Annotated in this window: 19 protein-coding genes; 16 read left to right on the forward strand and 3 right to left on the reverse strand. The window is 65.0% G+C overall.

The window, feature by feature from the left end; genetic code table 11:
* Positions 1-72 precede the first annotated feature (72 nt).
* Positions 73-384: a hypothetical protein gene (locus FJV43_RS24455; RefSeq protein ID WP_239621646.1), complete on the forward strand. Its 312-nt coding sequence runs from the start codon at positions 73-75 to the stop codon at positions 382-384.
* A gap of 5 nt (positions 385-389) precedes the next feature.
* On the opposite strand, the gene mobA is transcribed toward FJV43_RS24455, so the two are convergent.
* Both mobA and fdhD read right to left on the reverse strand, forming a co-directional pair.
* A complete protein-coding gene (gene mobA, locus FJV43_RS24460) occupies positions 390-1,025 on the reverse strand; it encodes a molybdenum cofactor guanylyltransferase MobA (RefSeq protein ID WP_239629584.1) in 636 nt (211 codons plus the stop codon).
* Between the two features lies 1 nt (position 1,026).
* Positions 1,027-1,917, reverse strand: coding sequence for a formate dehydrogenase accessory sulfurtransferase FdhD (fdhD, locus tag FJV43_RS24465; protein ID WP_239621647.1), 891 nt, complete (start codon positions 1,915-1,917; stop codon positions 1,027-1,029).
* A 207-nt stretch (positions 1,918-2,124) separates the two neighbouring features.
* On the opposite strand from fdhD, the gene mobB reads away from it, so the two are divergent.
* The 15 genes from mobB (at position 2,125) to FJV43_RS24540 (ending at position 20,787) form a co-directional block, all read left to right on the forward strand.
* Positions 2,125-2,652, forward strand: coding sequence for a molybdopterin-guanine dinucleotide biosynthesis protein B (gene mobB / locus FJV43_RS24470; RefSeq protein WP_239621648.1), 528 nt, complete (start codon positions 2,125-2,127; stop codon positions 2,650-2,652).
* Between the two features lie 9 nt (positions 2,653-2,661).
* Entirely contained in the window at positions 2,662-3,918 is a 1,257-nt protein-coding gene (glp, locus tag FJV43_RS24475) for a gephyrin-like molybdotransferase Glp (RefSeq protein ID WP_239621649.1), read from the forward strand.
* A gap of 46 nt (positions 3,919-3,964) precedes the next feature.
* Positions 3,965-4,198 (forward strand): sulfurtransferase TusA family protein, encoded by a 234-nt coding sequence (locus FJV43_RS24480; protein ID WP_061024365.1) that lies wholly within the window; start codon positions 3,965-3,967, stop codon positions 4,196-4,198.
* A 142-nt stretch (positions 4,199-4,340) separates the two neighbouring features.
* Positions 4,341-5,774 (forward strand): sigma-54 dependent transcriptional regulator, encoded by a 1,434-nt coding sequence (locus FJV43_RS24485; protein WP_239621650.1) that lies wholly within the window; start codon positions 4,341-4,343, stop codon positions 5,772-5,774.
* Complete coding sequence (locus FJV43_RS24490) at positions 5,767-7,791, forward strand: cache domain-containing protein (RefSeq protein ID WP_239621651.1); 2,025 nt, start codon at positions 5,767-5,769, stop codon at positions 7,789-7,791. The genes FJV43_RS24485 and FJV43_RS24490 overlap by 8 nt, the downstream gene beginning before the upstream one ends.
* Positions 7,792-8,132: 341 nt before the next feature.
* A complete protein-coding gene (locus FJV43_RS24495) occupies positions 8,133-9,785 on the forward strand; it encodes an OFA family MFS transporter (protein WP_239621652.1) in 1,653 nt (550 codons plus the stop codon).
* A gap of 383 nt (positions 9,786-10,168) precedes the next feature.
* On the forward strand, positions 10,169-11,875 hold the full coding sequence (locus FJV43_RS24500; RefSeq protein ID WP_239621653.1) for an NADH-ubiquinone oxidoreductase-F iron-sulfur binding region domain-containing protein: 1,707 nt from the start codon (positions 10,169-10,171) through the stop codon (positions 11,873-11,875).
* The gene (gene fdhF, locus FJV43_RS24505) at positions 11,872-14,640 is read left to right on the forward strand and encodes a formate dehydrogenase subunit alpha (RefSeq protein ID WP_239621654.1); all 2,769 of its coding nucleotides are present in this window, start codon (positions 11,872-11,874) and stop codon (positions 14,638-14,640) included. Before FJV43_RS24500 ends, fdhF begins: the two co-directional genes overlap by 4 nt.
* A gap of 223 nt (positions 14,641-14,863) precedes the next feature.
* Positions 14,864-15,337 carry a Cys-tRNA(Pro) deacylase gene (gene ybaK / locus FJV43_RS24510; protein ID WP_239621655.1) on the forward strand — a complete coding sequence of 158 codons (474 nt, stop codon included), beginning with the start codon at positions 14,864-14,866 and terminating at the stop codon, positions 15,335-15,337.
* Between the two features lie 12 nt (positions 15,338-15,349).
* Positions 15,350-16,432, forward strand: a complete 1,083-nt coding sequence (locus FJV43_RS24515) for a HupE/UreJ family protein (RefSeq protein WP_239621656.1) — start codon at positions 15,350-15,352, stop codon at positions 16,430-16,432.
* Positions 16,433-16,568: 136 nt separating this feature from the next.
* On the forward strand, positions 16,569-17,012 hold the full coding sequence (locus tag FJV43_RS24520; RefSeq protein WP_239621657.1) for a hypothetical protein: 444 nt from the start codon (positions 16,569-16,571) through the stop codon (positions 17,010-17,012).
* Positions 17,009-17,866, forward strand: coding sequence for an alpha/beta hydrolase (locus FJV43_RS24525; RefSeq protein WP_239621658.1), 858 nt, complete (start codon positions 17,009-17,011; stop codon positions 17,864-17,866). Before FJV43_RS24520 ends, FJV43_RS24525 begins: the two co-directional genes overlap by 4 nt.
* 16 nt (positions 17,867-17,882) lie before the next feature.
* On the forward strand, positions 17,883-19,079 hold the full coding sequence (locus FJV43_RS24530; protein WP_239621659.1) for an ABC transporter substrate-binding protein: 1,197 nt from the start codon (positions 17,883-17,885) through the stop codon (positions 19,077-19,079).
* Between the two features lie 62 nt (positions 19,080-19,141).
* On the forward strand, positions 19,142-20,023 hold the full coding sequence (locus tag FJV43_RS24535; protein ID WP_239621660.1) for an NAD(P)-dependent oxidoreductase: 882 nt from the start codon (positions 19,142-19,144) through the stop codon (positions 20,021-20,023).
* An 8-nt stretch (positions 20,024-20,031) separates the two neighbouring features.
* Positions 20,032-20,787 carry an IclR family transcriptional regulator gene (locus FJV43_RS24540; RefSeq protein ID WP_239621661.1) on the forward strand — a complete coding sequence of 252 codons (756 nt, stop codon included), beginning with the start codon at positions 20,032-20,034 and terminating at the stop codon, positions 20,785-20,787.
* A gap of 5 nt (positions 20,788-20,792) precedes the next feature.
* Here FJV43_RS24540 and FJV43_RS24545 read toward each other — a convergent pair whose 3' ends face one another.
* Positions 20,793-21,476, reverse strand: coding sequence for a GntR family transcriptional regulator (locus tag FJV43_RS24545; RefSeq protein WP_239621662.1), 684 nt, complete (start codon positions 21,474-21,476; stop codon positions 20,793-20,795).
* Positions 21,477-21,615: the final 139 nt, after the last annotated feature.

The raw sequence follows: 21,615 nt of genomic DNA on the forward strand, positions 1-21,615 counted from the left end.
CGTTCGAGCCATGCGCGATGGGGAGGAGATGGCAAGCATGAACTTGGATGGCCGCCGCTACGACCAAGGAATATGAGCCAGGTCACGACTGCATCGACGCCCTTCAATTTCCGCAGGCTTGCTACACTCATCGCGACGGCCGGAACGCTGTTCTGGCTCTACACCTTCTATCACATCGCGAATGTCCCGCAGGGGGACCGCAGCGGCTTTCAATGGCTCGCGGTGTTTCCGCTAGGCATGGTCTTCGGGGCGTTCTTTCTGCCGGCCTGGCTGCTGGTTGCGATCGGCCGTCTGCCGCGATTCACCACTGCCCTCGGTCTCTGCGGCCTGATCGCCTTCGCGATCATCTGGGCGCAGCTTCTCAACGAGTTTCCGAAATCGTAACGCCGCTAGGCCGCGTCGTCCAGCGCGGCCAGCCGCTCGGCCTCGGCGATGTCCTCGACCGTGTTGGCGTTGAAGAACGGATCGAGCGGCTCGGTGGGCCACGTCACGGTCGCCAGCGGATAGCGTGCGGTCCAGCGGTCGATCTTGCGGAGGTCTTCGACGACCAGCGCGTGGCGCAGCTCGTCGCGCAAGGCGACCCGCCACAGGCCGATCACGGGATGCGACTGCTCGCCCGATGCGGCAACGGCGAGCTGCGCGTTCTCGCGCACGCGTGCTTCATGCAGGCGGACAACCAGATCGCGCGGCAGGAACGGGCAGTCGCCGGCGGCGCTGACCACCCATTCGATCTCCGGCCGGTTCGTCGCGGTCCAGTCGAGCGCAGCGAGGATGCCGGCGAGGGGGCCGGGAAAGCCGGGCACGTCGTCGGCGACGACGTGCAGGCCGAAGGCAGCAAAGCGGGCGGGATCGCCGTTCGCGTTGAGGATCAGCCCGCTGCACTGGGGCGAAAGGCGCGCGATCACGCGCTCCAGGATGGTACGCCCGCCAATGGTGCGCATCGGCTTGTCGCCGCCGCCCATGCGCCGTGCGAGGCCGCCGGCGAGCAGCACGACGAGAGTCGATGGAACGCTCGTTGCCGGAATCCTAGTCGTCACCACCTTCACCCTTGCGCTTGTGCCTGGCCGATTCCTCCTCGACGTAAGCGAGGTTCTGGTCGTAGACGATGCGCTCCTCGCCCGCGAGCGCGATGAAGCGCTTTCCGCGGGTGCGTCCCACCAGCGTCAGCCCGACCTGCCTTGCGAGATCGACGCCCCAGGCGGTGAAGCCGGAGCGCGACACCAGAATCGGAATGCCCATGCGGACGGTCTTGATCACCATCTCCGAGGTGAGACGCCCGGTGGTGTAGAGGATCTTGTCGCCAGGCTCGACGCCGTGGCGGTACATCCAGCCAGCAATCTTGTCGACGGCGTTGTGGCGGCCGACGTCCTCGGTGTAGCAGAGTGGTTCTCCCGCCTTGCACAGCACACAGCCGTGGATCGCGCCGGCCTCGAGATAGAGCGAAGGCATGGTGTTGATGGTCTGCGTCATCTGGTAGAGCCAGGAGGTCCGCAGCTCGGCCTTCGGCAGCGCGACACTCTCGACGGCCTCTAGCAGATCACCGAAGGCGGTTCCTTGCGCGCAGCCCGAGGTCTGCGTGCGCTTCTTCAGCTTGGCCTCGAAATTGGTGTGATGTTCGGTGCGCACCACGACCACCTGGAGATCGTCGTCGTATTCGACCTCGGTGACCGCGTCGTTATATTTCAGCATGTTCTGGTTCAGAAGATAGCCGAGCGCCAGATATTCCGGATAGTCGCCGATCGTCATCATGGTGACGATCTCCTGGGCGTTCAGGTAAAGCGTCAGCGGCCGCTCCATCGGCACCTTGATCTCGACCCTGGCGCCGGTCTGGTCGGTCCCGGTCACGCTCTGGGTCAGGCGCGGGTCGTCGGGGTTGGGGATGATCAGGGGCACCGGGGCTTTGTCGATCTTCATCATGGCGGCGAGGTTAGCATGACATTCGGGTCAAGCCGATATATGCATGGCGGGGAATGGACAAAATGCCTCCGTTCGTCATTGCGAGCGCAGCGAAGCAATCCAGGATCTTTCCACGGAGGCGGTCTGGATTGCTTCGCTACGCTCGCAATGACGGGAGAGGCCGGAGGTTCCATCGGCCAGCGAGCCGTTGGCGGAGATCGAACGGTTATGAAAGTCATCGGCCTTGCAGGCTGGAGCGGTGCGGGCAAGACTACGCTGTTGACGCGGCTGATCCCGCATTTCAATGCGCAAGGCCTGCGTGTCTCCGTGATCAAGCATGCGCATCACCAGTTCGACGTCGACGTGCCCGGCAAGGATTCCTGGCGCCATCGCGAGGCCGGCGCGGCGGAGGTGCTGGTCGCTTCCTCGAACCGCTGGGCCCTGATGCACGAGCTGCGCGGGGCGGCGGAGCCGCGGCTGCCGGAGCTGCTCGGCAAGCTCTCCGCCGTCGATCTCGTCGTGGTCGAGGGTTTCAAGCGTGAGCCGCATCGCAAGATCGAGGTGCACCGCGCCGGCAACGGCAAGCCGCTGCTGTTTCCCGATGATCCCGGGATTGCCGGGATTGCGAGCGACGTCGCGATTGACACCAGGCTGCCGACTGTCCATCTCGACGATATCGCGGCTGCCGCGGAACTGTTGCTGGGCGCGGCGATGCCGGTCGAGGAAGCGGTGGCAAAGAGCGCCGCGATACGCTGACGAGGCACCATGGCGCAACTATCGGACGATTGCTTTGCCTTCGGCGGCCCGATGATGTCGGTCGATGAAGCCGTTGGCCTCATCACGACGCGCGTCAACGCGATTGTCGATCTCGAAACCGTGGCGCTGGTCGACGCCGACGGGCGCGTGCTCGCGCGCGATGTGGCCGCACCTTTGCCGCTGCCGCCGTTCACCAACTCCGCCGTCGACGGGTACGCCCTGCGCAATGCCGACCTTCCGGAAAGCGCCGAACGGGCGTTCCCGCTCGACGGTCGCATCCAGGCCGGCGGCGTTGCACAGGCGCCGATCAAGCCCGGTCACACCGCGCGCATCTTCACCGGCGCGCCGATGCCGCCCGATGCGGACACCGTCTTCATGCAGGAGGACGTCCGCATCGATGATTCCGGCAGGATCGTGCTGCCGCCGGGGCTGAAGCGTGGGGCCAATGTCCGTCCCGCAGGCGAGGACATTCCGCAAGGTCACGTCGCGCTGCGCGCCGGCCAACGCTTGCGACCGCAGCATGTCGCCCTTGCCGCCGCGTTCGGCCTGACGGGGCTCGAGGTCGTCAGGCGCATCCGTGTCGCCGTGTTCTCGACCGGGGATGAATTGACGTCGCCCGGCGAACCGCGCACCGCCTCGCAGCTGTTCGATTCCAACCGTTTCATGCTGATGGCGATGCTGCGCCGGCTCGGCTGCGAGGTCAGCGACCTCGGCATTCTGCGCGACGAGCGGACGTCGCTCGCGAACGGCTTGAAGCAGGTCGCAGGTCACCATGACCTGATCCTCACCACCGGCGGTGTCTCGACCGGAGAGGAGGATCACGTCAAGGCGGCGGTCGAGAGCATCGGCTCGCTGGTGCTGTGGCGGATGGCGATCAAGCCCGGCCGTCCCGTGGCGATGGGCATCATCGGCGGCACGCCGCTGATCGGATTGCCCGGCAATCCCGTCGCGAGCTTCGTGACGTTCGTCCATGTGGTGCGACCGACGGTGTTGGCGCTGGCGGGTGGCTTGCCGGAGCCGTTGACGCCCATCCCGCTGCGCGCGGCGTTCACTTACAGGAAGAAGGCCGGCCGGCGCGAATATGTGCGTGCCTCGCTGCGGCGCGCGCAGGACGGTGCGCTCGAGGCGATCAAGTTTCCGCGCGAAGGGGCCGGGCTGCTGTCGTCGCTGGTCGAGACCGATGGCCTCGTCGAACTCGGCGAGGACATCACGAATGTCGAGCCGGGGCAGGACGTCGGCTTCCTGTCCTACGCGGGTCTGCTCTAGGCGCCCTTGCGTTGACGCGATCGACCGGTCCCGCCATGTTGCAGCCATGACCAGAACCATGCTCGATCTCACCGGACTGAAATGCCCGCTGCCCGCCCTGAAGACGCGCAAGGCGCTCAAGCCTTTGCAGCCGGGTGATCAGCTCGAGGTTCACTGCACCGATCCCCTGTCGGTGATTGACATTCCGAACCTGATCCGCGAGACCGGCGACAAGGTCGAGATCACCGAGCGCAACGAGGCGCGCATCGTGTTCCTGGTCGAAAAGAGCGGCGCCCCGTAAAAAGGCGAATATTCGCGGCGGCGACGTTTGACTATGCTGCGCCTGCGGGGGAACGGCCGTAGCTTTCGCTGCGCTGCGAAAGACGCCGACTATCGCGGTGGATGATCTCAAACCCAAGATTCTCAAACCTAAGACATCGGGCATGACTTTCTCAACATCGAGGGCAAGCGCAGCCGCAAATCCCGCGGTGGGACGCGAGCCTGACGTCAAGCTCGGCAAGGCGGCTGCAGGACCGGAGTTCAGCGCGCTGGCGCAGGCCTCCATCCTGATCGTCGACGACGAGCCGGGCATGCGCAATTTCCTGGTGCGCACGCTTGCGCCGCGCTGCAAGCTGGTGGACGAGGCGGCCGATACCGACCAGGCCTCGCGCAAGCTCGATTCCAACCGCTACGACGTCGTCATTCTCGACAACATCATGCCAGGCAAGAATGGCGTCGACTGGCTCGCCGAGCAGCGCGCCGTCGGCTTTTTCGCCGACGCGATCCTGATCACCGCCTATGCCGACCTCGACACCGCGATCCAGGCCCTGCGCGCCGGTGCGGCCGATTTCGTGCTCAAGCCGTTCCGCTCCAACCAGATCCTCAACGCGGTGGCACGATGCCTCGACCGCGTCCGCCTCCAGCGCGAGAATTATGTCCTGCGCTACGCTCTGCGTGCCTCGTCAGACCGCACCTTTCTGCGCGACAATCTGATCGGACAGTCGGTAGCAACGCTGCGCGTGCGTGAGACCATTGCGCGCGTCGCGCGCCTGCCGACCTCGATTCTCCTCACCGGTGAATCCGGCACCGGCAAGGAAGTGGCAGCGCGCTCGATCCACTCGCTGTCCGACCGCGCCGACAAGCCCTTCGTGCCGGTGAATTGCGCGGCGATCCCGCCCGACATGATCGAGGCCGAGCTGTTCGGACACATCAAGGGCGCCTTCACCGGCGCCGATTCGGGCCGCGAGGGCTTGTTCCTGTATGCCCATGGCGGTACGCTGTTCCTCGACGAGATCGGGGAGCTGCCGCTGCCGATGCAGAGCAAGCTGCTCCGCGTGCTCGAAGACCGCCGCGTGCGTCCGGTCGGCTCCGAGCGTGAAGTTCCGGTCGACCTGCGCTTCATCTTCGCGACCAATGCCGAGCTTCAGCAGGAGGTCGAGAAGGGCCGCTTCCGGGCCGATCTGTTCTACCGGCTCAACGTGATGCAGATCCGCCTGCCGCTCCTGAAGGATCGCGGCGACGACGTGCAGGAGCTCGCCACCATCTTCATGAGCAAGCTGTCGGTGCAGCTCGGCATGCCGCCGGTGCCGATCGACGCCTCGGTGCGGGCGGCGCTCGCAAGCTATGATTGGCCGGGCAATGTGCGCGAGCTGCGCAATTTGATCGAGCGCACGCTGATCCTCGGCGCCTTCCCCGACGATTTCGCCGGTCCCCGCAACAACGGTCAGTCGGCGCCAGCCGACAGTCTCGCCGAACTCGAGCGCCGTCACATTCTCGGCGTGCTGAAGGAGGTCAATGGCAACCGCGAGGAGGCGGCTCGGCGTCTCGGCATCTCGCGCAAGACCATCGACCGCAAATGCGCGTTGTGGGATGTCTGATGCTGCCGGCCGCAGCGGCGAGCCCGTGCGGGGACGCTCCGTCCGCTTCCGGCTGCTCGCGATCGCGCTGCTGCCGATGCTGGTCATCCTGCCGCTCCTGCTCGGCGTTGCGATCTATCGCTGGAACGCGAAGTTCGACGCGACCCTGATCTCCAAGGTGAACGGCGATCTCACCATCGCCCACCAATATCTTGCCCGCATCCTGGAAAAGACCGGCGTCCAGATCCGGGCGCTCAGCCTGTCGGCCCGCTTCCACGAGGTGCTGGCGCCGGATGCGCGCGGCTCCCTGCAGGATCTGCTCGACGAGACCCGCAGGGAGATCGGTCTCGATTTCCTGTATCTGACCAACGGTCGCGGCGACGTCCTGGCCTCATCGCCGCCGTTGCAGCATCAACCGAGAAGTGACTGGCCGATCATCGTGTCGGCGCTGTCGGGCCAGGTCCCTGCGACGGGCGTCGACATTTTCGGCAATGACGAGCTCGCCGCAATTTCGCCGGCCCTGGCCGAGCGCGCGCGACTGGACCTCGTGCCGACCCCGAACGCGGTGCCGACCGAGCGCAGCACGGAGACGCGCGGCATGGTCGTGCATGCGGCGAGTCGGGCGATGCTGCCCGACGGTGGCGCCGCTGCGCTGGTCGGCGGCACGCTGCTCAACCAGAATCTGGAATTCATCGACACGATCAACGATCTCGTCTATCGCGCGGCGAGCCTGCCGGAGGGCAGCCAGGGCACCGCGACGCTGTTCCTGGACGACGTGCGGATATCGACCAACGTCCGCCTGTTCGAGGGACGGCGCGCGCTCGGCACGCGCGTGTCGGCGGCGGTGCGCTCCGCCGTGCTGGGCGAGGGGCGCACCTGGCTCGACAGCGCCTTCGTGGTCAACGACTGGTACATCTCCGCCTACGAGCCGCTGGTCGACAGTTACGGCAAGCGGGTCGGCATGCTCTATGTCGGCTTCCTGGAGAAGCCTTTCAGCGAAGCCAAATACCAGACATTGGTCATCATCGTCGCAGCGTTCATCGCGATCACCGCCGCGACCGTGCCGATCTTCCTGCGCTGGGCGACCTCCATCTTCATGCCGCTGGAGCGCGTCACGGCGACGATCGCCGAGGTGGAGCGCGGCAACCTCTCCGCGCGCACCAGCATGCCGGTGTTGGGTGACGAGATCGGCCGCGTCGCGGTTCATCTCGACAGCCTGCTCGACCAGATCCAGGAACGCGACCGGCAGCTCCGGGAGTGGAATGAGGAACTGAACGTCCGCGTACGGGAGCGCACCCGCGACCTCGAGCACGCCAATCTCAAGCTCGAGGCCACCACCAAGCAGCTCATCATGTCCGAGAAGCTGGCTGCGATCGGCGAGATCACCGCCGGCGTTGCCCACGAGATCAACAATCCGATCGCGGTGATGCAGGGCAATCTCGACGTCATCCGCAGCGTGTTCGGCGCCGATGCCGACAAGGCGAAGGTCGAGTTTCGACTGCTCGACGAGCAGATTCACCGCATCAGCCAGATCGTGACCAAGCTGTTGCAGTTTGCAAGGCCGGAGGAATATGCCGGCTATGTCGAGCGCCATGCGCCGGCCAGCGTCATCTCCGACTGTCTGCCGCTGGTGCAGCATCTTCTGAACAAGACCGAGATCGCCGTGGTCAGGGACGACCGCGCCAACCGGCTCGTGCTGATGAACCGCAACGAGCTGCAGCAGGTATTGGTCAATCTCATCGTCAACGCGATCCACGCCATGCCGGACGGCGGAACCCTGACGCTCCGCTCCTTCGATGTCGAGCGCGACGGCCATCGAGGCGTCGCCATCGAGGTCACCGATACCGGCATCGGCATGAACGAAGAGGTGATCGAAAAGATCTTCGATCCCTTCTACACCACGAAGCGGCGGCAAGGCACCGGGCTGGGCCTCTCCATCAGCCAGACGCTGATCGAGCGCCAGGGCGGACAGATCACGGCCGAAAGCCGCGTCGGCTCCGGAAGTACATTCACGGTGTGGCTGCCGGAAGCGACCTGATTGGACATTTTGTCCGAGGCTTCCAGGACATTCTGTCCGGCGTAGCACATTGCGCTGCGGGAAGTCGTTGAATCGTCACGATGCGACTTCTGGCACGCGCGTTGCTCATCTCAGGACAGGGTGTTGAGGGGGGATGAGGGCGCAATAGCCGTCACGGCAACGCTGCTTGCGAGGCGAGGGACAACCCGCGATCGGCTGCTTGCTCGGCGCATATGACGCGATGCGCACCGGATGATTCCGCTTCGGCATGAAATCCGACCAGTCATGCGCGGCTGCCGAGCTCGCGCACGACCGGTCTCAAACCGATGTGCCGGCAAGGCCGAGCCTGGGAGGTAATGCTTATGACGACTGCCGATACTGTTCTTGCACCGGTCGGTGCTTCCGGCTTCCTCGATCGTGAACGCACGATCGCGACGGCCGGCTTCAATCGCTGGCTGGTGCCGCCGGCGGCGCTGTGCATCCATCTCTGTATCGGCATGGCCTACGGCTTCTCGGTGTTCTGGCTGCCGCTGTCGCGTGCGATCGGCGTCACGGCGCCGAAGGCCTGTCCGGACATGTCGCTGTGGCAGGAGCTGTTCACCACGAGCTGCGACTGGAAGGTCGCCAGCCTGGGCTGGATGTACACGCTGTTCTTCGTGCTGCTCGGCGTCTCCGCCGCGATCTGGGGCGGCTGGCTCGAGCGGGTCGGTCCGCGCAAGGCCGGCTTCGTCGCCGCTCTGTGCTGGTGCGGCGGCCTGTTTCTCGGCGCGATCGGCATCTACACCCACCAGCTCTGGCTGATGTGGCTGGGCTCGGGTGTGATCGGCGGCGTCGGTCTTGGCCTCGGCTACATCTCGCCGGTGTCGACGCTGGTGAAATGGTTCCCTGATCGCCGCGGCATGGCGACCGGCATGGCCATCATGGGCTTTGGCGGCGGTGCCATGATCGGCGCGCCGCTGGCGAATCTCCTGATGAACTACTTCAAGAGCCCGACCTCGGTCGGCGTCTGGGAGACGTTCGTTGCGATGGGCGTCATCTACTTCGTGTTCATGATGATCGGCGCGTTCCGCTATCGCATTCCGCCGACCGGCTGGCAGCCCGAGGGCTGGACGGCGCCGGTCAAGGCCAATGCGATGATCTCCAAGAACAACGTCCACCTGAATGACGCGCACAAGACACCGCAGTTCTGGCTGATCTGGTGGGTGCTGTGTCTCAACGTCTCAGCCGGTATCGGCGTGATCGGCATGGCCTCGCCGATGCTTCAGGAGATCTTCGCCGGCAAGTTGATCGGCCTGCCCGACGTCGGCTTCAACCAGCTCGATGCCGGACAGAAGGCGCAGATCGCGGCGATCGCCGCGGGCTTCGCCGGCCTGCTGTCGCTGTTCAACATCGGAGGCCGGTTCTTCTGGGCCTCGCTGTCGGACAAGATCGGACGCAAGAACACCTACTACACGTTCTTCATCCTCGGCATCGTGCTTTACGCGCTGGCGCCGACCTTCGCGGCGATGGGCTCGAAGCTGCTCTTCGTGCTCGGCTTCGGCATCATCCTGTCGATGTATGGCGGCGGCTTCGCCACCGTGCCGGCCTATCTCGCCGACATGTTCGGCACCCAGTTCGTCGGTGCCATCCACGGGCGCCTGCTGACGGCATGGTCGACCGCGGGCATCATCGGCCCGGTCGTGGTGAACTACATCCGCGAGTTCCAGCTCGCGGCCGGCGTTCCCCGCGACCAGCTCTACAACACCACCATGTACATCCTCTGCGCCATGCTGGTCGCAGGCCTGATCTGCAACTACCTGATCAAGCCCGTCGACTCGAAGTGGCATATGAGCGATGCCGACGTCGCCAAGCTCCAGGCCGCCAGCGCCAGCGCCGCCGCCGCCGGACCGCACGGCTCCTACGGCATCGGCTTCGGCGGGCTCGACGCCAAGGCGGCGCTGTTCTGGGCCTTCGTCGGCATTCCGCTCGCCTGGGGTGTCTGGAAGACCCTGGAGAGCGCGGTCAAGATTTTCTGATCGCGCATTCACCGCCGGGAGCGCGCCATGCGCGCTCCCGCTGCTCATCCCGATCGCTTCAAAATGACTTCTGGGGAATTTCGATGGTTCGCAAGCTCATTTGTGTCGCTGCCAATGGAGCGTCGCGCTGCATACTCCGAAACTCGCAATCGATAGGCTTTCGCTATCGCAGCATGGGAAGCGTTTATTGATCTGGACATCAATAAAGGCTTCGCTCTCAGAGTTAGCGCGCGCTGGATGAACGCAAGGTCGTACCCGTCAGCGATCCAGGTTACCCCTGAGCTGCGCTTAACTGCTTCCGAGTGCATGAGAAATCGCTTGGCATCTGGCATGCCAGGAGCTAAAAGTGGAGCCGTTCTAAAAGTCGAGATCGGGACGAATTGATGAGCCATGACGACGTGCACAAGGTCCGCTCCTTCGAGCATCCCGGAGAGGGACGCCGGCGCGCCAAGGCGACCCCGAAGGGACGCCAGGTCGATCCGGCCGCTGCGCATGAAATTGAGTTGCTGCTCGGCGACCGCCCGCGTCGGCGCGACCTGCTGATCGAGTATCTGCACCAGATCCAGGACAGATATCACCAGATCTCGGCCGCGCATCTGGCCGCCCTCGCCGACGAGATGAAGCTCTCCTTCGCCGAGGTGTTCGAGACCGCGACCTTCTACGCCCATTTCGACGTGGTGAAGGAGGGCGAGCAGGATATTGCGCCGCTCACCATCCGCGTCTGCGACTCCCTCACTTGCGCGATGCTCGGCGGTGAGAAGCTGCTGCAAGATCTGCAAAGCAAAGCCGGACCGGGCATCCGCGTCGTGCGCGCGCCCTGTGTCGGCCGCTGCGATACCGCACCCGCTGCCGAGGTCGGTCACAACTTCGTCGATCACGCCACCGTCGCAAATGTGATGGCGGCGGCAAAGGCCGGCGACACTCACGCGCATCTGCCCGAATATGTCGACTACGACGCCTATGTCGCCGGGGGCGGCTACAAGCTGCTGGGCCAGGTGCGCTCGGGCGAGCTGCCGAAGGACGATCTGCTGAAGGCGCTCGACGACGCCTCGCTGCGCGGCCTCGGCGGTGCCGGCTTCCCGACGGGGCGCAAATGGCGCGCGGTGCTGGGAGAGCCCGGCCCGCGGCTGATGGCGATCAACGGCGACGAGGGCGAGCCCGGCACTTTCAAGGACCGCTATTATCTCGAAACCGATCCGCATCGTTTCATCGAGGGTATGCTGATCGGCGCGCATGTGGTGCAGGCCTCCGACGTCTATATCTATCTGCGCGACGAGTATCCGGCCGCGCGCGAGATCCTCCAGCGCGAGATCGCAAAGCTGCCGCCGGGCGGCCCGACCCTGCACATGCGGCGCGGCGCCGGCGCTTACATCTGCGGCGAGGAATCCTCGCTGCTCGAAAGCATCGAGGGCAAGCGCGGCCTGCCCCGGCACAAGCCGCCTTATCCTTTCCAGGTCGGTCTGTTCGGCCTGCCGACCCTGATCAACAACATCGAGACGCTGTGGTGGGTGCGCGACATCGTCGAGAAGGGCGCCGACTGGTGGAAGGGCCATGGCCGTCACGAGCGTCACGGTCTGCGCAGCTTCTCGGTCTCGGGGCGCGTCAAGAATCCCGGCATGAAGCTCGCGCCCGCCGGCATCACCGTGCGCGAGCTGATCGAGGAATATTGCGGCGGCATGGCCGATGGCCATCAGTTCTACGCCTATCTTCCGGGCGGCGCGTCCGGCGGCATTCTGCCTGCGTCGATGGACGACATTCCGCTCGATTTCGGCACGCTGGAGAAATACGGCTGCTTCATCGGATCGGCCGCGATCGTGATCCTGTCGCAAAAGGACAGCGTGCGCGCGGCGGCGCTGAACCTGATGAAGTTCTTCGAGGACGAGAGCTGCGGCCAGTGCACGCCGTGCCGCGTCGGAACCCAGAAGGCGGCGCTGCTGATGCAAAAGCCGGTCTGGAACCGGGCCTTGCTGGACGAATTGAGCCAGGCGATGCGCGATGCCTCGATCTGCGGGCTCGGACAGGCGGCATCGAATCCGCTGTCCTCCGTGATCAGATATTTCCCTGACGAGTTCAAGGAAGCGGCCGAATGACCAAGATTACGTTCGAGCTCGACGGCAAGCAGGTCGAGGCCAATCCCGGCGAAACGATCTGGCAAGTCGCAAAGTGCCAAGGACGAGAGATTCCGCATCTGTGCTATTCGCCGGCACCGGACTATCGCCCCGACGGCAATTGCCGCGCCTGCATGGTCGAGATCGAGGGCGAGCGTGTGCTGGCGGCGTCCTGCAAGCGCACCCCATCGGTCGGCATGAAGGTGAAAACCGAGTCCGCGCGCGCGGTGTCGGCCCAGAAGATGGTGATGGAGCTGCTGGTCGCCGACCAGCCGGCGCGCGAGACCTCGCACGATCCGGATTCGAAGTTCTGGCACTGGGCCGAGACGACGGGCGTCACCGAGAGCCGCTTCCCCGCCGCCGAGCGTTGGGCGACCGACGCCAGCCATCCGGCGATGCGCGTCAATCTCGATGCCTGCATCCAGTGCGGCCTCTGCGTGCGCGCCTGCCGCGAGGTCCAGGTCAACGACGTCATCGGCATGGCCTATCGCAATCACGATTCCAAGATCGTGTTCGACTTCGACGATCCCATGGGCGAGTCCACCTGCGTCGCCTGCGGCGAATGCGTGCAGGCCTGCCCGACCGGCGCCTTGATGCCGGCCGTGATGCTGGACGAGAAGCAGACCCGCGTCACCTATGCCGACAGGAAGGTCGACTCGCTCTGCCCGTTCTGCGGCGTCGGCTGTCAGGTGACCTACGAGGTCAAGGACGAGAAGGTGATCTATGCGGAAGGCCGCGACGGCCCCGCCAATCACAATCGTCTTTGTGTGAAGGGCCGCTTCGGCTTCGACTACATCCACCATCCGCATCGCCTGACCAAGCCGCTGGTGCGGCTGCCGAATGCGAAGAAGGACGCCAACGACCAGGTCGATCCGGCCAATCCGTTCACCCATTTCCGCGAGGCGAGCTGGGAGGAAGCGCTCGACATCGCGGCCAGGGGGCTCGTCAAGATCCGCGACGAGAAGGGCGTGAAGGCGCTGGCCGGCTTCGGTTCGGCCAAGGGTTCGAACGAAGAGGCCTATCTGTTCCAGAAGCTGGTGCGTACCGGCTTCGGTTCGAACAACGTGGATCATTGCACCCGGCTGTGCCACGCCTCGTCCGTGGCGGCGCTGTTCGAAGGCCTGAGCTCGGGCGCGGTGTCGGCACCGTTCTCTGCGGCGATGGACGCCGAGGTCATCATCGTGATCGGCGCCAATCCGACCGTGAACCATCCGGTCGCCGCGACCTTCATCAAGAACGCGGTGAAGCAGAACGGCGCCAAGCTGTTCGTGATGGATCCGCGCCGGCAGTCGCTGTCGCGTCATGCGACCAAGCATCTGCAGTTCAAGCCCGGCTCGGACGTCGCCATGCTGAACGCGATGATCAACACGATCATCACCGAGGGCCTCACCGACGATCAGTACATCGCCGGCTACACCGAGGGGTTCGAGGAGCTCAAGGAGAAGATCAAGGAGTTCACGCCGGAGAAGATGGAGCCGATCTGCGGCGTCCCGGCGCAGACGCTGCGCGAGGTGGCGCGAACCTATGCGCGGGCGAAATCGTCGATCATCTTCTGGGGCATGGGCATCAGCCAGCATGTCCACGGCACCGACAATGCGCGCTGTCTGATTGCGCTGGCGCTGATCACCGGCCAGGTCGGCCGTCCCGGCACGGGCCTGCATCCGCTGCGCGGCCAGAACAACGTGCAAGGAGCCTCCGACGCCGGCCTGATCCCGATGTTCCTGCCGGACTACCAGCCGGTCGGGCGTGACGACATGCGCGGCGCTTTCGAAAAGCTCTGGCAGCAGGATCTCGATCCCGTGCGCGGCCTGACCGTGGTCGAGATCATGAACGCGATCCATGCCGGTGAGATCACGGGCATGTATATCGAGGGTGAGAACCCCGCGATGTCCGATCCCGATCTCCAGCATGCGCGCCAGGCGCTCGCCATGCTCGATCATCTCGTGGTCCAGGACCTCTTCGTCACCGAGACCGCGTTCCACGCCGACGTCATCCTGCCGGCCTCGGCCTTCGCCGAGAAGGAGGGCTCATTCACCAACACCGACCGCCGCGTCCAGCTCGCGCGCCAGGTGATCAAGCCGCCCGGCGATGCGCGGCAGGATCTCTGGATCATCCAGGAGATCGGCAAGCGCATGGGCCTGCCGTGGAATTATGCCGGCGCCGGCGACGTCTTCGCCGAGATGGCGCAGCTGATGCCGTCGCTGAAGAACATCACCTGGGAGCGGCTGCTGCGTGAAGGCGCCGTCACCTATCCGGTCGACGCTCCGGACCAGCCCGGCAACGAGATCATCTTCACGACCGGTTTCCCGACCGCGAGCGGCCGCGGCAAGATCGTGCCGGCCAAGGTGATCCCGCCGGACGAGATTCCCGACGACGAATACCCGATGGTGCTCTCGACCGGCCGCGTGCTGGAGCACTGGCACACCGGCTCGATGACGCGCCGTGCGCAGGTGCTCGACCAGATCGAGCCGGAGGCGGTCGCCTTCATGTCGCCGAAGGACATGCGCAGGAAGCAGCTCGCGCCCGGCGATTTCATTCGCCTGGAGACCCGCCGCGGTGCCGTCGAGGTCAAGGTCCGATCCGACCGCGACGTGCCGGAGAACATGGTGTTCATGCCGTTCTGCTATGCGGAAGCGGCGGCGAACCTGTTGACCAACCCGGCGCTCGATCCGTTCGGCAAGATCCCGGAGTTCAAGTTCTGCGCGGTCAGAGCCGAACGCGCGGAGATGCGCGACGCTGCGGAGTAGGGAAGGTCTCGTCGTTACCGCGCGCACGAGACTTGCCATACAAACCGCTGTCATGCCCGCGAAGGCGGGGCATCCAGTACGCCGCGGCTCATCCATTGAGCCACAACTGTCTCGGAGCACTGGATCGCCCGGTCAAAGCCGGGCGATGACGGTAGTTGTGTGGTGGGCAAATGTGCCCACGTAGTCGCTTCGCTCCTCGCAATCAGGGTGGTAGATTTGGCGCATGTCCAAAGTCACCCCAGCCACGCGCGCGCTCACGGCCGCCGGTGTTGCCTTCACCGTCCATGCCTACGATTATGATCCCGACGCCGAGAGTATCGGCCTCCAGGCGGCTGCCGCGCTCGGCGAGGACCCGGCGCGGGTCCTGAAGACGCTGATGGCGCTGGTGGATGGCAAGCCGGTCTGCGTGATCGTGCCGTCCGACCAGGAGGTCTCGATGAAGAAGCTCGCCGCTGCCGCGGGCGGCAAGTCGGCGCAGATGATGAAGCCGCCCGAGGCGGAGCGCGTTACCGGCTACAAGGTCGGCGGCATCAGCCCGTTCGGCCAGCGCAAGCCGGTGCGCACCATACTCGAGCAGCGCGCGCTCGCGCATGAGCTGGTCTATCTCAATGGTGGCCAGCGCGGCTTGCAGGTGCGGCTGAAGCCGGCCGATGTGCGGGATGTCTTGAAGGCGGTCGTGGCGGATGTGCTGGCGTGACGGAGCGGGATCGTGAGGTGCACGCTGCTCCTGTGGTTTGCGTCGCTGCTCGGCATCGCTCTCCCGGCTGAAGCGCATCAGGTCAACCTCGTCACGGCGCGCGTGGTGCTGACCGCCGATCGCACGGTGAGCGTCGAGATCGGATTGAAGGGCAGCGATGTCGATCGCCTGATCGGCACGAGGATCTATGATACGCGGCAGGACGCGGTCGATCCTGCGGCGGTCGAAGCAGCCAGATCCGCCATCCTCGTCTATATGAGCACGCACCTGAATGTGACAGCCGACGCCAGGGCTTGCTCGGCCGGAAATGCAGCGATCCTGGCGGACGGCGACGGCATCATCTATCGCAACAGCTTTGCCTGCGCCGACGCCCCCGGCGACCTCATCTATCGCTCGACCGTGCTGACCGAGAAAGACCCGGCCGCGCGACAGGTCGTGCTGGTCGCGCAGGGCAGATCGGAGGCGCAGGCCTTGCTCGACGCTGGCAACACGACGGTCACCCTCTCGACCGCGCCGCCGCTGTGGTCGACGATGCAGCGCTATCTCCTCACCGGCATCGAGCACATCTTCCTCGGCTACGATCACGTCGCATTCCTGATTGCCGTGGTGCTGTGGGCAAGACGGCTCATTCCGGTCGTCAAGATCGTGACGGCCTTCACCATCGCCCATTCGATCACCTTGTCGCTGGCCGCGCTTGATGTCCTCGTCATCCCGAGCAGCCTTGTGGAGCCCGCGATCGCGGCCTCGATCGTCTTCGTCGCCGTGGAGAACTTCTTCTCGCGCGATGTCGACAAGCGCTGGCGCATGGCCTTTCTGTTCGGGCTGATCCACGGTTTTGGTTTCGCCGGTGCGCTTCGCGAGATCGGGCTGCCACCCAACGCGGCGGTGCCGGCGTTGGCCGCCTTCAACATCGGTGTCGAGATCGGACAAGTTGCGATCGTCGCAGTCGCGCTGCCGATCCTCCGCGTGGCCGATCGACTGAGTGCTGAGGATCGGTCCGAGCCGGTGAGGGCGGCGGGGCTGGTCTATGCAGTGTCCGCGGTGATCGGCCTGCTCGGCGGCTATTGGCTGCTCGCGCGCGTCCTCGAAGCTTGATCTCGGGCTACGCCGGCCCGCGGCACCGCATGTGGGCCCCATGCACTTGAGTTCGCCCACAAGCTCTGTATAGAAGCGAAGATGAAATAGAATAACGTTCTGTCTGACAGAACGATGGATGGGGAGGGACGGGACGATGGAATCCGAACGCGTCCATCAAGGCGACGGCCAGCCGGTGTCATTTATGCCCGACGCCGTCATCGCGGCTTTCACGGCGATCCCCGACTTGCTGGCACGCGATGCCGCCCTGGCCGCCCGCGGGCGCTGGCTCGACGTCGACTGCCTGCTCGGGCCGAGCACCCAGCCATTTCACGTTGCCATCCGCGCCGGGCAGATCGTGGATATGACGCCGGCTCCTGTCCTGATGCGCTCGTGGCGGTTCGCCTACCGTGCGACGCCGGCTGCGCTTGCCGCCTATTGGCAGAAGATGCCGCCGACGGGCTGGCATGACCTGCTCGCGCTGACCAAGCGCGGACAGGCGACCCTTGAAGGGGATCTGCATCCCTTCATGACGCATCTTCAGTACTTCAAGGATCTCTTGGCGCTGCCCCGACAGAACGGTTTTGGAGGCGCGTCATGAGCGGCTTCGTCGAGCCGATCGTCGGGCGCTACGTGCATGTCGAAATCGGCGGTGAGATCAACCGCATCTACTTCGAGGAAAACGGCAGCGGCATTCCACTGGTCTGCCTCCACACCGCCGGCTCCGATGCACGGCAATGGCGACATCTGCTCGTGGATGACGAGTTCACCAGGCATTTCCGCGTCATCGCCTTCGACATGCCCTGGCACGGCAAGTCCAATCCGCCGGACAGCCAATACGGCACCGAATATCGGCTGACCACCGCGAGCTACACCGCGACCATCCGTGCGTTCTGCAACGCGCTGAAGCTGGAGCGGCCGGTGGTGATGGGCTGCTCGATCGGCGGCCGTATCGTGCTCAATCTCGCCATCGAGCATGCGGGCGAATTCCGCGCCCTGATCGGTCTCGAGGCTGCGGACTTCCAGCAGCCCTGGTACGACACGGCCTGGCTGAACCGGCCTGACGTTCATGGCGGCGAGGTCTGTGCCGCCCTGGTGTCCGGACTGATTGCGCCTGGCGGCCCGGAAGCTTCGCGCAACGAGACGCTGTGGGGCTACAAGCAGGGCGGCCCCGGCATCTTCAAGGGCGATCTCCATTTCTATCGCGTCGATGGCGATCTGCGCGGGCGCACCTGTAACATCGACGCCAACCAGTGTCCGCTCTATCTCCTCACCGGCGAGTACGATTTCTCCTGCACGCCGGAGGACACGCTGCGGACAGCCGCCGGCATTCCCGGCGCCAAGGCGAGCGTGATGGAGCGGCTCGGCCATTTTCCCATGAGTGAAAACCCGGAACAGTTCCGACGCTACATCGCGCCGGTGCTGCAAGACATCCTCAACAAGCAATATTCGTAAACGGGAGGCGTATCTTATGAAGTTGCGTTGGATCATGGCGGCAATTCTGGCCGTACAGGCGAGCACGGCGCTTGCAGCCGACAATGTGATCAGGATCGGCGTGCTCAACGACCAGTCCGGCGTGTTCGCCGACAATGGCGGGCGAGGCTCGGTTGCCGCTGCAAAGCTCGCCGCCGAGGACTTCGGCAACGAATTGCTCGGCAAGAAGATCGAGATCATCTCGGCCGACCATCAGAACAAGCCGGATATCGCATCGGCCACCGCGCGCAAATGGTTCGACAATGAGGGCGTCGACATGATTGCGGACGGCGCGGCCTCTTCGGCCGGCTTTGCCATCCTCGAAGTCGCCAAGCAGAAGAACAGGATCTTCGTCATCTCGGGCCCCGGCTCCTCCGACTTCACCGGGAAGTCGTGCTCGCCGGTCAGCTTCCACTTCAACTACGACACCTACGCGCTGTCGAAGCTCACCAGCGACGCGATCACGCGGGCCGGTGGCAAGACCTGGTACTTCGTGACGGCGGACTATGCCTTCGGCCACGCACTTCAGCGCGACGCGACCAAATTCATCGAGGCCGCCGGCGGCAAGGTGATCGGCTCGGCCGCGCATCCGCTCGGCACCGCCGATTTCGCGTCCTTTCTGTTGCAGGCGCAGGGCTCCAAGGCCGACGTCGTCGGGCTGGCGACGTCCGGCGCGGACGTGCAGACCGCGATCAAGCAGGCGGGCGAGTTCGGCATCGTCGAAGGCGGTCAGAAGCTCGCCGGTCTTCTCGTCTTCATCACGGACGTGAATTCCCTCGGCCTGAAGGTCACCCAGGGCTTGCAGGTGACGACTTCGTTCTACTGGGACCTCAACGAGCAAACCCGGGCCTGGTCGAAGCGCTATGCCGCTCTGATGGACGGCAAGGTCGCGAGCATGGTGCAAGCCGGGGTCTATAGCGGCGTGCATCACTACCTTGCCGCGGTGAAGGCGGCGGGCACGACGGATGCGACGGCCGTTGCCGCCAAGATGCACGAGATGAAAGTCAACGATATGTACAACAAGGACGTTGCGATCCGTCCCGACGGGCGCGTGCTGCATACGATGTATCTGGTTCAAGTGAAGAAGCCGGAGGAGTCCAAGTACAAGTTCGACTATTACCGGATCGTCAGCTCCAAGCCGGGTGAAGAGGTGTTCCGGCCGATGAGCGAGGGCGGCTGTCCGCTGGTGAAGTAACTGCGTCGGCCGGGCGGGCCCGCACCCGCCCGGCCGCAGGATTTTCGAGGGAGAATAACGGAATGTCTGGTTCGATTGGGTTCATCGGTCTCGGGGTCATGGGCGAGCCGATCTGCCGCAACCTCTTGCGCAAGAGCGGACGGCCGGTGCTGGCGTTCGACCTCGCCGCAGAGCCACTGGCGCGGATCGTTGCGGATGGAGGGACCGCGGCAAGGTCGGTCGAAGATGTCGTCGGCGGCACCGAGACGATCTTCCTGTGCCTTCCCAGTGCCAGGCATGTGATGTCGGTCTTCGAAAGCATCCTGCCGGCCATCGGAAGCGGCCAGACCGTGGTCGATCTCGGCACCTCCGATGTCGGCCTGACGCGGTCGTTCGCGAGGCAACTCGCCGACAAGGGTGCGCTCTGGATCGACGCGCCGATCGCGCGCACGCGTCAGGCTGCGCAGGACGGCACGCTCAGCGTCATGGTTGGCGCGACAGTCGAGCAGTTCGTGAAGGTCGAGCCGCTGATCCGGCATTTCGCCACGGATGTCACCCTCTGCGGCGACACCGGGGCCGGGCAGGTCACGAAGATCCTCAACAACATGGTGCTGTTCGAGACCGTCAATGCGCTGGCGGAGGCGGTCGCGATCGCCAAGCACAGCGGCGTCGAGCCGAAGCTGCTGCTGGAGACCCTGTCCAAGGGGTCGGCGGACAGTTTTGCCCTGCGTAACCATGGCATGAAGGCAATCGTCGCCAGGGAGTTTCCGCTGCGCGCCTTCTCGACCGAGTATGCAATGAAGGATCTCTCTTACGCGCTGGAGCTGGGTGCGCAGGCCGGGCTAAATCTGCGCGGCGCGGCGCTGATGCGCACGATCTTCCAGGAGACGATCGACAAGGGCATGGGCGACGCTTATTTTCCCGTCATCGCAAAGCTCATCGATCCCTCCGGATTCCCTGACTAGGAGACCGCATGCCTTCGTCCGGTGTCGCCGCCGTCGACCGCGCCCTGAGCATCCTTGCGGCCTTCGAGGATGCGCCGGAGCCGATGACTCTGGCCGAGCTCGCCCGGCGCACCAAAATGTACAAGAGCACGCTGCTGCGGCTGATGACGTCGCTTCAGGAATTCGGCTATCTCGTGCAGTTCGCCGACGGTCGCTATCACCTCGGCCCGACGCCGTTCCGGCTCGGCGCGGTCTACCAGCGCAGCAACAATCTGCATGATCAGGTGGTGCCGCTGTTGCGGCAGCTCGTGGCCGACGGCACCGAAAGCCCGTCGTATCATGTGCGGCATGACGCCAAGCGCAGGCTGTGCGTCTTTCGTGTCGATTCCGGGCATTCGACGCTCGACCGGGTCGAGGCCGGCATGCTCCTGCCGCTCGACCGCGGCGCAGCCGGCCGCGTTATTCTCGCCTTCGACGGCGAGAAAGGCGAGGGCTACGACGAGATCCGAAAAGACTGCATCGCCGTGTCCTTTGGCGAGCGTGATCCGGATTGCGCCGGACTTGCCTGCCCGGTGTTCGGGCCCGCTGGCAAATGCGTTGGCGCCCTGTCGCTCTCGGGGCCGAAGCTGCGCTTCACGCGGGACAATATCAGGGCGATGACGTCGCTGTTGCTGAAGGCGGCCGTCCGCCTGACGCGCACGCTGGGCGGTCCGACCGAACTGCTTGACGATGCTTTGCGGGCCTCGGCTGAAGACGCGCGTCCCGCGCGCAGGGTGAGGCGGTAGGCGGCCTATTGCTTCTGCAACAATTTCAGCCGGCAGCGCAGCGCTTCCCGGATATGCGCGCGTGCCAGCTTTTCCGCCTTGTCGCCGTCGCGTGCGGCAATGGCCTCGATCATGGCCTGATGCTCGCCGTGACTGGTCGAGGGGCGGCCCGATACGGTGAAGGTGGTCGGGCCGAGCAGGGCGATCCAGTCCTGCAATTCGCGCGAAGCGTTGTCGAGATAGCGGTTGCGCGCGGCGCGGCAGATCGACTCGTGGAAGGCGCGGTTGAGCCGCGCCATCTCCGCGGTGTCGGTTCCGGACGCCTCGACAAAAGCCTGCTCGATGTCTCGGAGCGCCTCGATCTCCGTCGTTGAGGCGTGCTCGGCGGCGAGGCGCGCCGCGGCACCTTCCATGATCTCGCGCATGGCGTAGAGCTCGAGCACCTCGGAAATGTCGAGATTGCGGACGATCAGCCCGCGGCCGCCGGCAGGCTCGACGAAGCCGCGTGCCGCGAGGCGGCCCAGCGCTTCGCGAACCGGAGTGCGGCTGACCTTGAGCCGCTGGGCGACTTCCTCCTCGCGCAGGCGGTCGCCCGCGCGGTAGCTGCCGGCCTGGAGCGCCTCGCACAGAGAGCGGAATACGGCTTCGCCCAGCGCAACGCCGGCGCTGCGCGAAATCGACCCGCCTGTCCTTGCCGGGCGTCTGGCCATTATCCCTCGATGCGCATCCTGCCCATGCAGAGACGCCGCTTGCACGCCCGATGTATATCTTTGTATACAAACGTGCGCAATGGTGGAAGTGGTCGAGCATGCCGCTGACGGACAGAAAATCTCTAGTCTCGGGTGCCAT

The sequence above is a fragment of the Bradyrhizobium sp. I71 genome (genome assembly GCF_022354745.1).
Lineage (GTDB): Bacteria > Pseudomonadota > Alphaproteobacteria > Rhizobiales > Xanthobacteraceae > Bradyrhizobium > Bradyrhizobium liaoningense.

Coding starts and splice junctions, on each gene's coding strand:
- FJV43_RS24455 (WP_239621646.1), top strand. CDS start 73: ATGAGCCAGGTCACGACTGCATCGACGCCCTTCAATTTCCGCAGGCTT.
- fdhD (WP_239621647.1), bottom strand. CDS start 1,917: ATGATGAAGATCGACAAAGCCCCGGTGCCCCTGATCATCCCCAACCCC.
- mobB (WP_239621648.1), top strand. CDS start 2,125: ATGAAAGTCATCGGCCTTGCAGGCTGGAGCGGTGCGGGCAAGACTACG.
- glp (WP_239621649.1), top strand. CDS start 2,662: ATGGCGCAACTATCGGACGATTGCTTTGCCTTCGGCGGCCCGATGATG.
- FJV43_RS24480 (WP_061024365.1), top strand. CDS start 3,965: ATGACCAGAACCATGCTCGATCTCACCGGACTGAAATGCCCGCTGCCC.
- FJV43_RS24485 (WP_239621650.1), top strand. CDS start 4,341: ATGACTTTCTCAACATCGAGGGCAAGCGCAGCCGCAAATCCCGCGGTG.
- FJV43_RS24490 (WP_239621651.1), top strand. CDS start 5,767: ATGTCTGATGCTGCCGGCCGCAGCGGCGAGCCCGTGCGGGGACGCTCC.
- FJV43_RS24495 (WP_239621652.1), top strand. CDS start 8,133: ATGACGACTGCCGATACTGTTCTTGCACCGGTCGGTGCTTCCGGCTTC.
- FJV43_RS24500 (WP_239621653.1), top strand. CDS start 10,169: ATGAGCCATGACGACGTGCACAAGGTCCGCTCCTTCGAGCATCCCGGA.
- fdhF (WP_239621654.1), top strand. CDS start 11,872: ATGACCAAGATTACGTTCGAGCTCGACGGCAAGCAGGTCGAGGCCAAT.
- ybaK (WP_239621655.1), top strand. CDS start 14,864: ATGTCCAAAGTCACCCCAGCCACGCGCGCGCTCACGGCCGCCGGTGTT.
- FJV43_RS24520 (WP_239621657.1), top strand. CDS start 16,569: ATGGAATCCGAACGCGTCCATCAAGGCGACGGCCAGCCGGTGTCATTT.
- FJV43_RS24525 (WP_239621658.1), top strand. CDS start 17,009: ATGAGCGGCTTCGTCGAGCCGATCGTCGGGCGCTACGTGCATGTCGAA.
- FJV43_RS24530 (WP_239621659.1), top strand. CDS start 17,883: ATGAAGTTGCGTTGGATCATGGCGGCAATTCTGGCCGTACAGGCGAGC.
- FJV43_RS24535 (WP_239621660.1), top strand. CDS start 19,142: ATGTCTGGTTCGATTGGGTTCATCGGTCTCGGGGTCATGGGCGAGCCG.
- FJV43_RS24540 (WP_239621661.1), top strand. CDS start 20,032: ATGCCTTCGTCCGGTGTCGCCGCCGTCGACCGCGCCCTGAGCATCCTT.
- FJV43_RS24545 (WP_239621662.1), bottom strand. CDS start 21,476: ATGGCCAGACGCCCGGCAAGGACAGGCGGGTCGATTTCGCGCAGCGCC.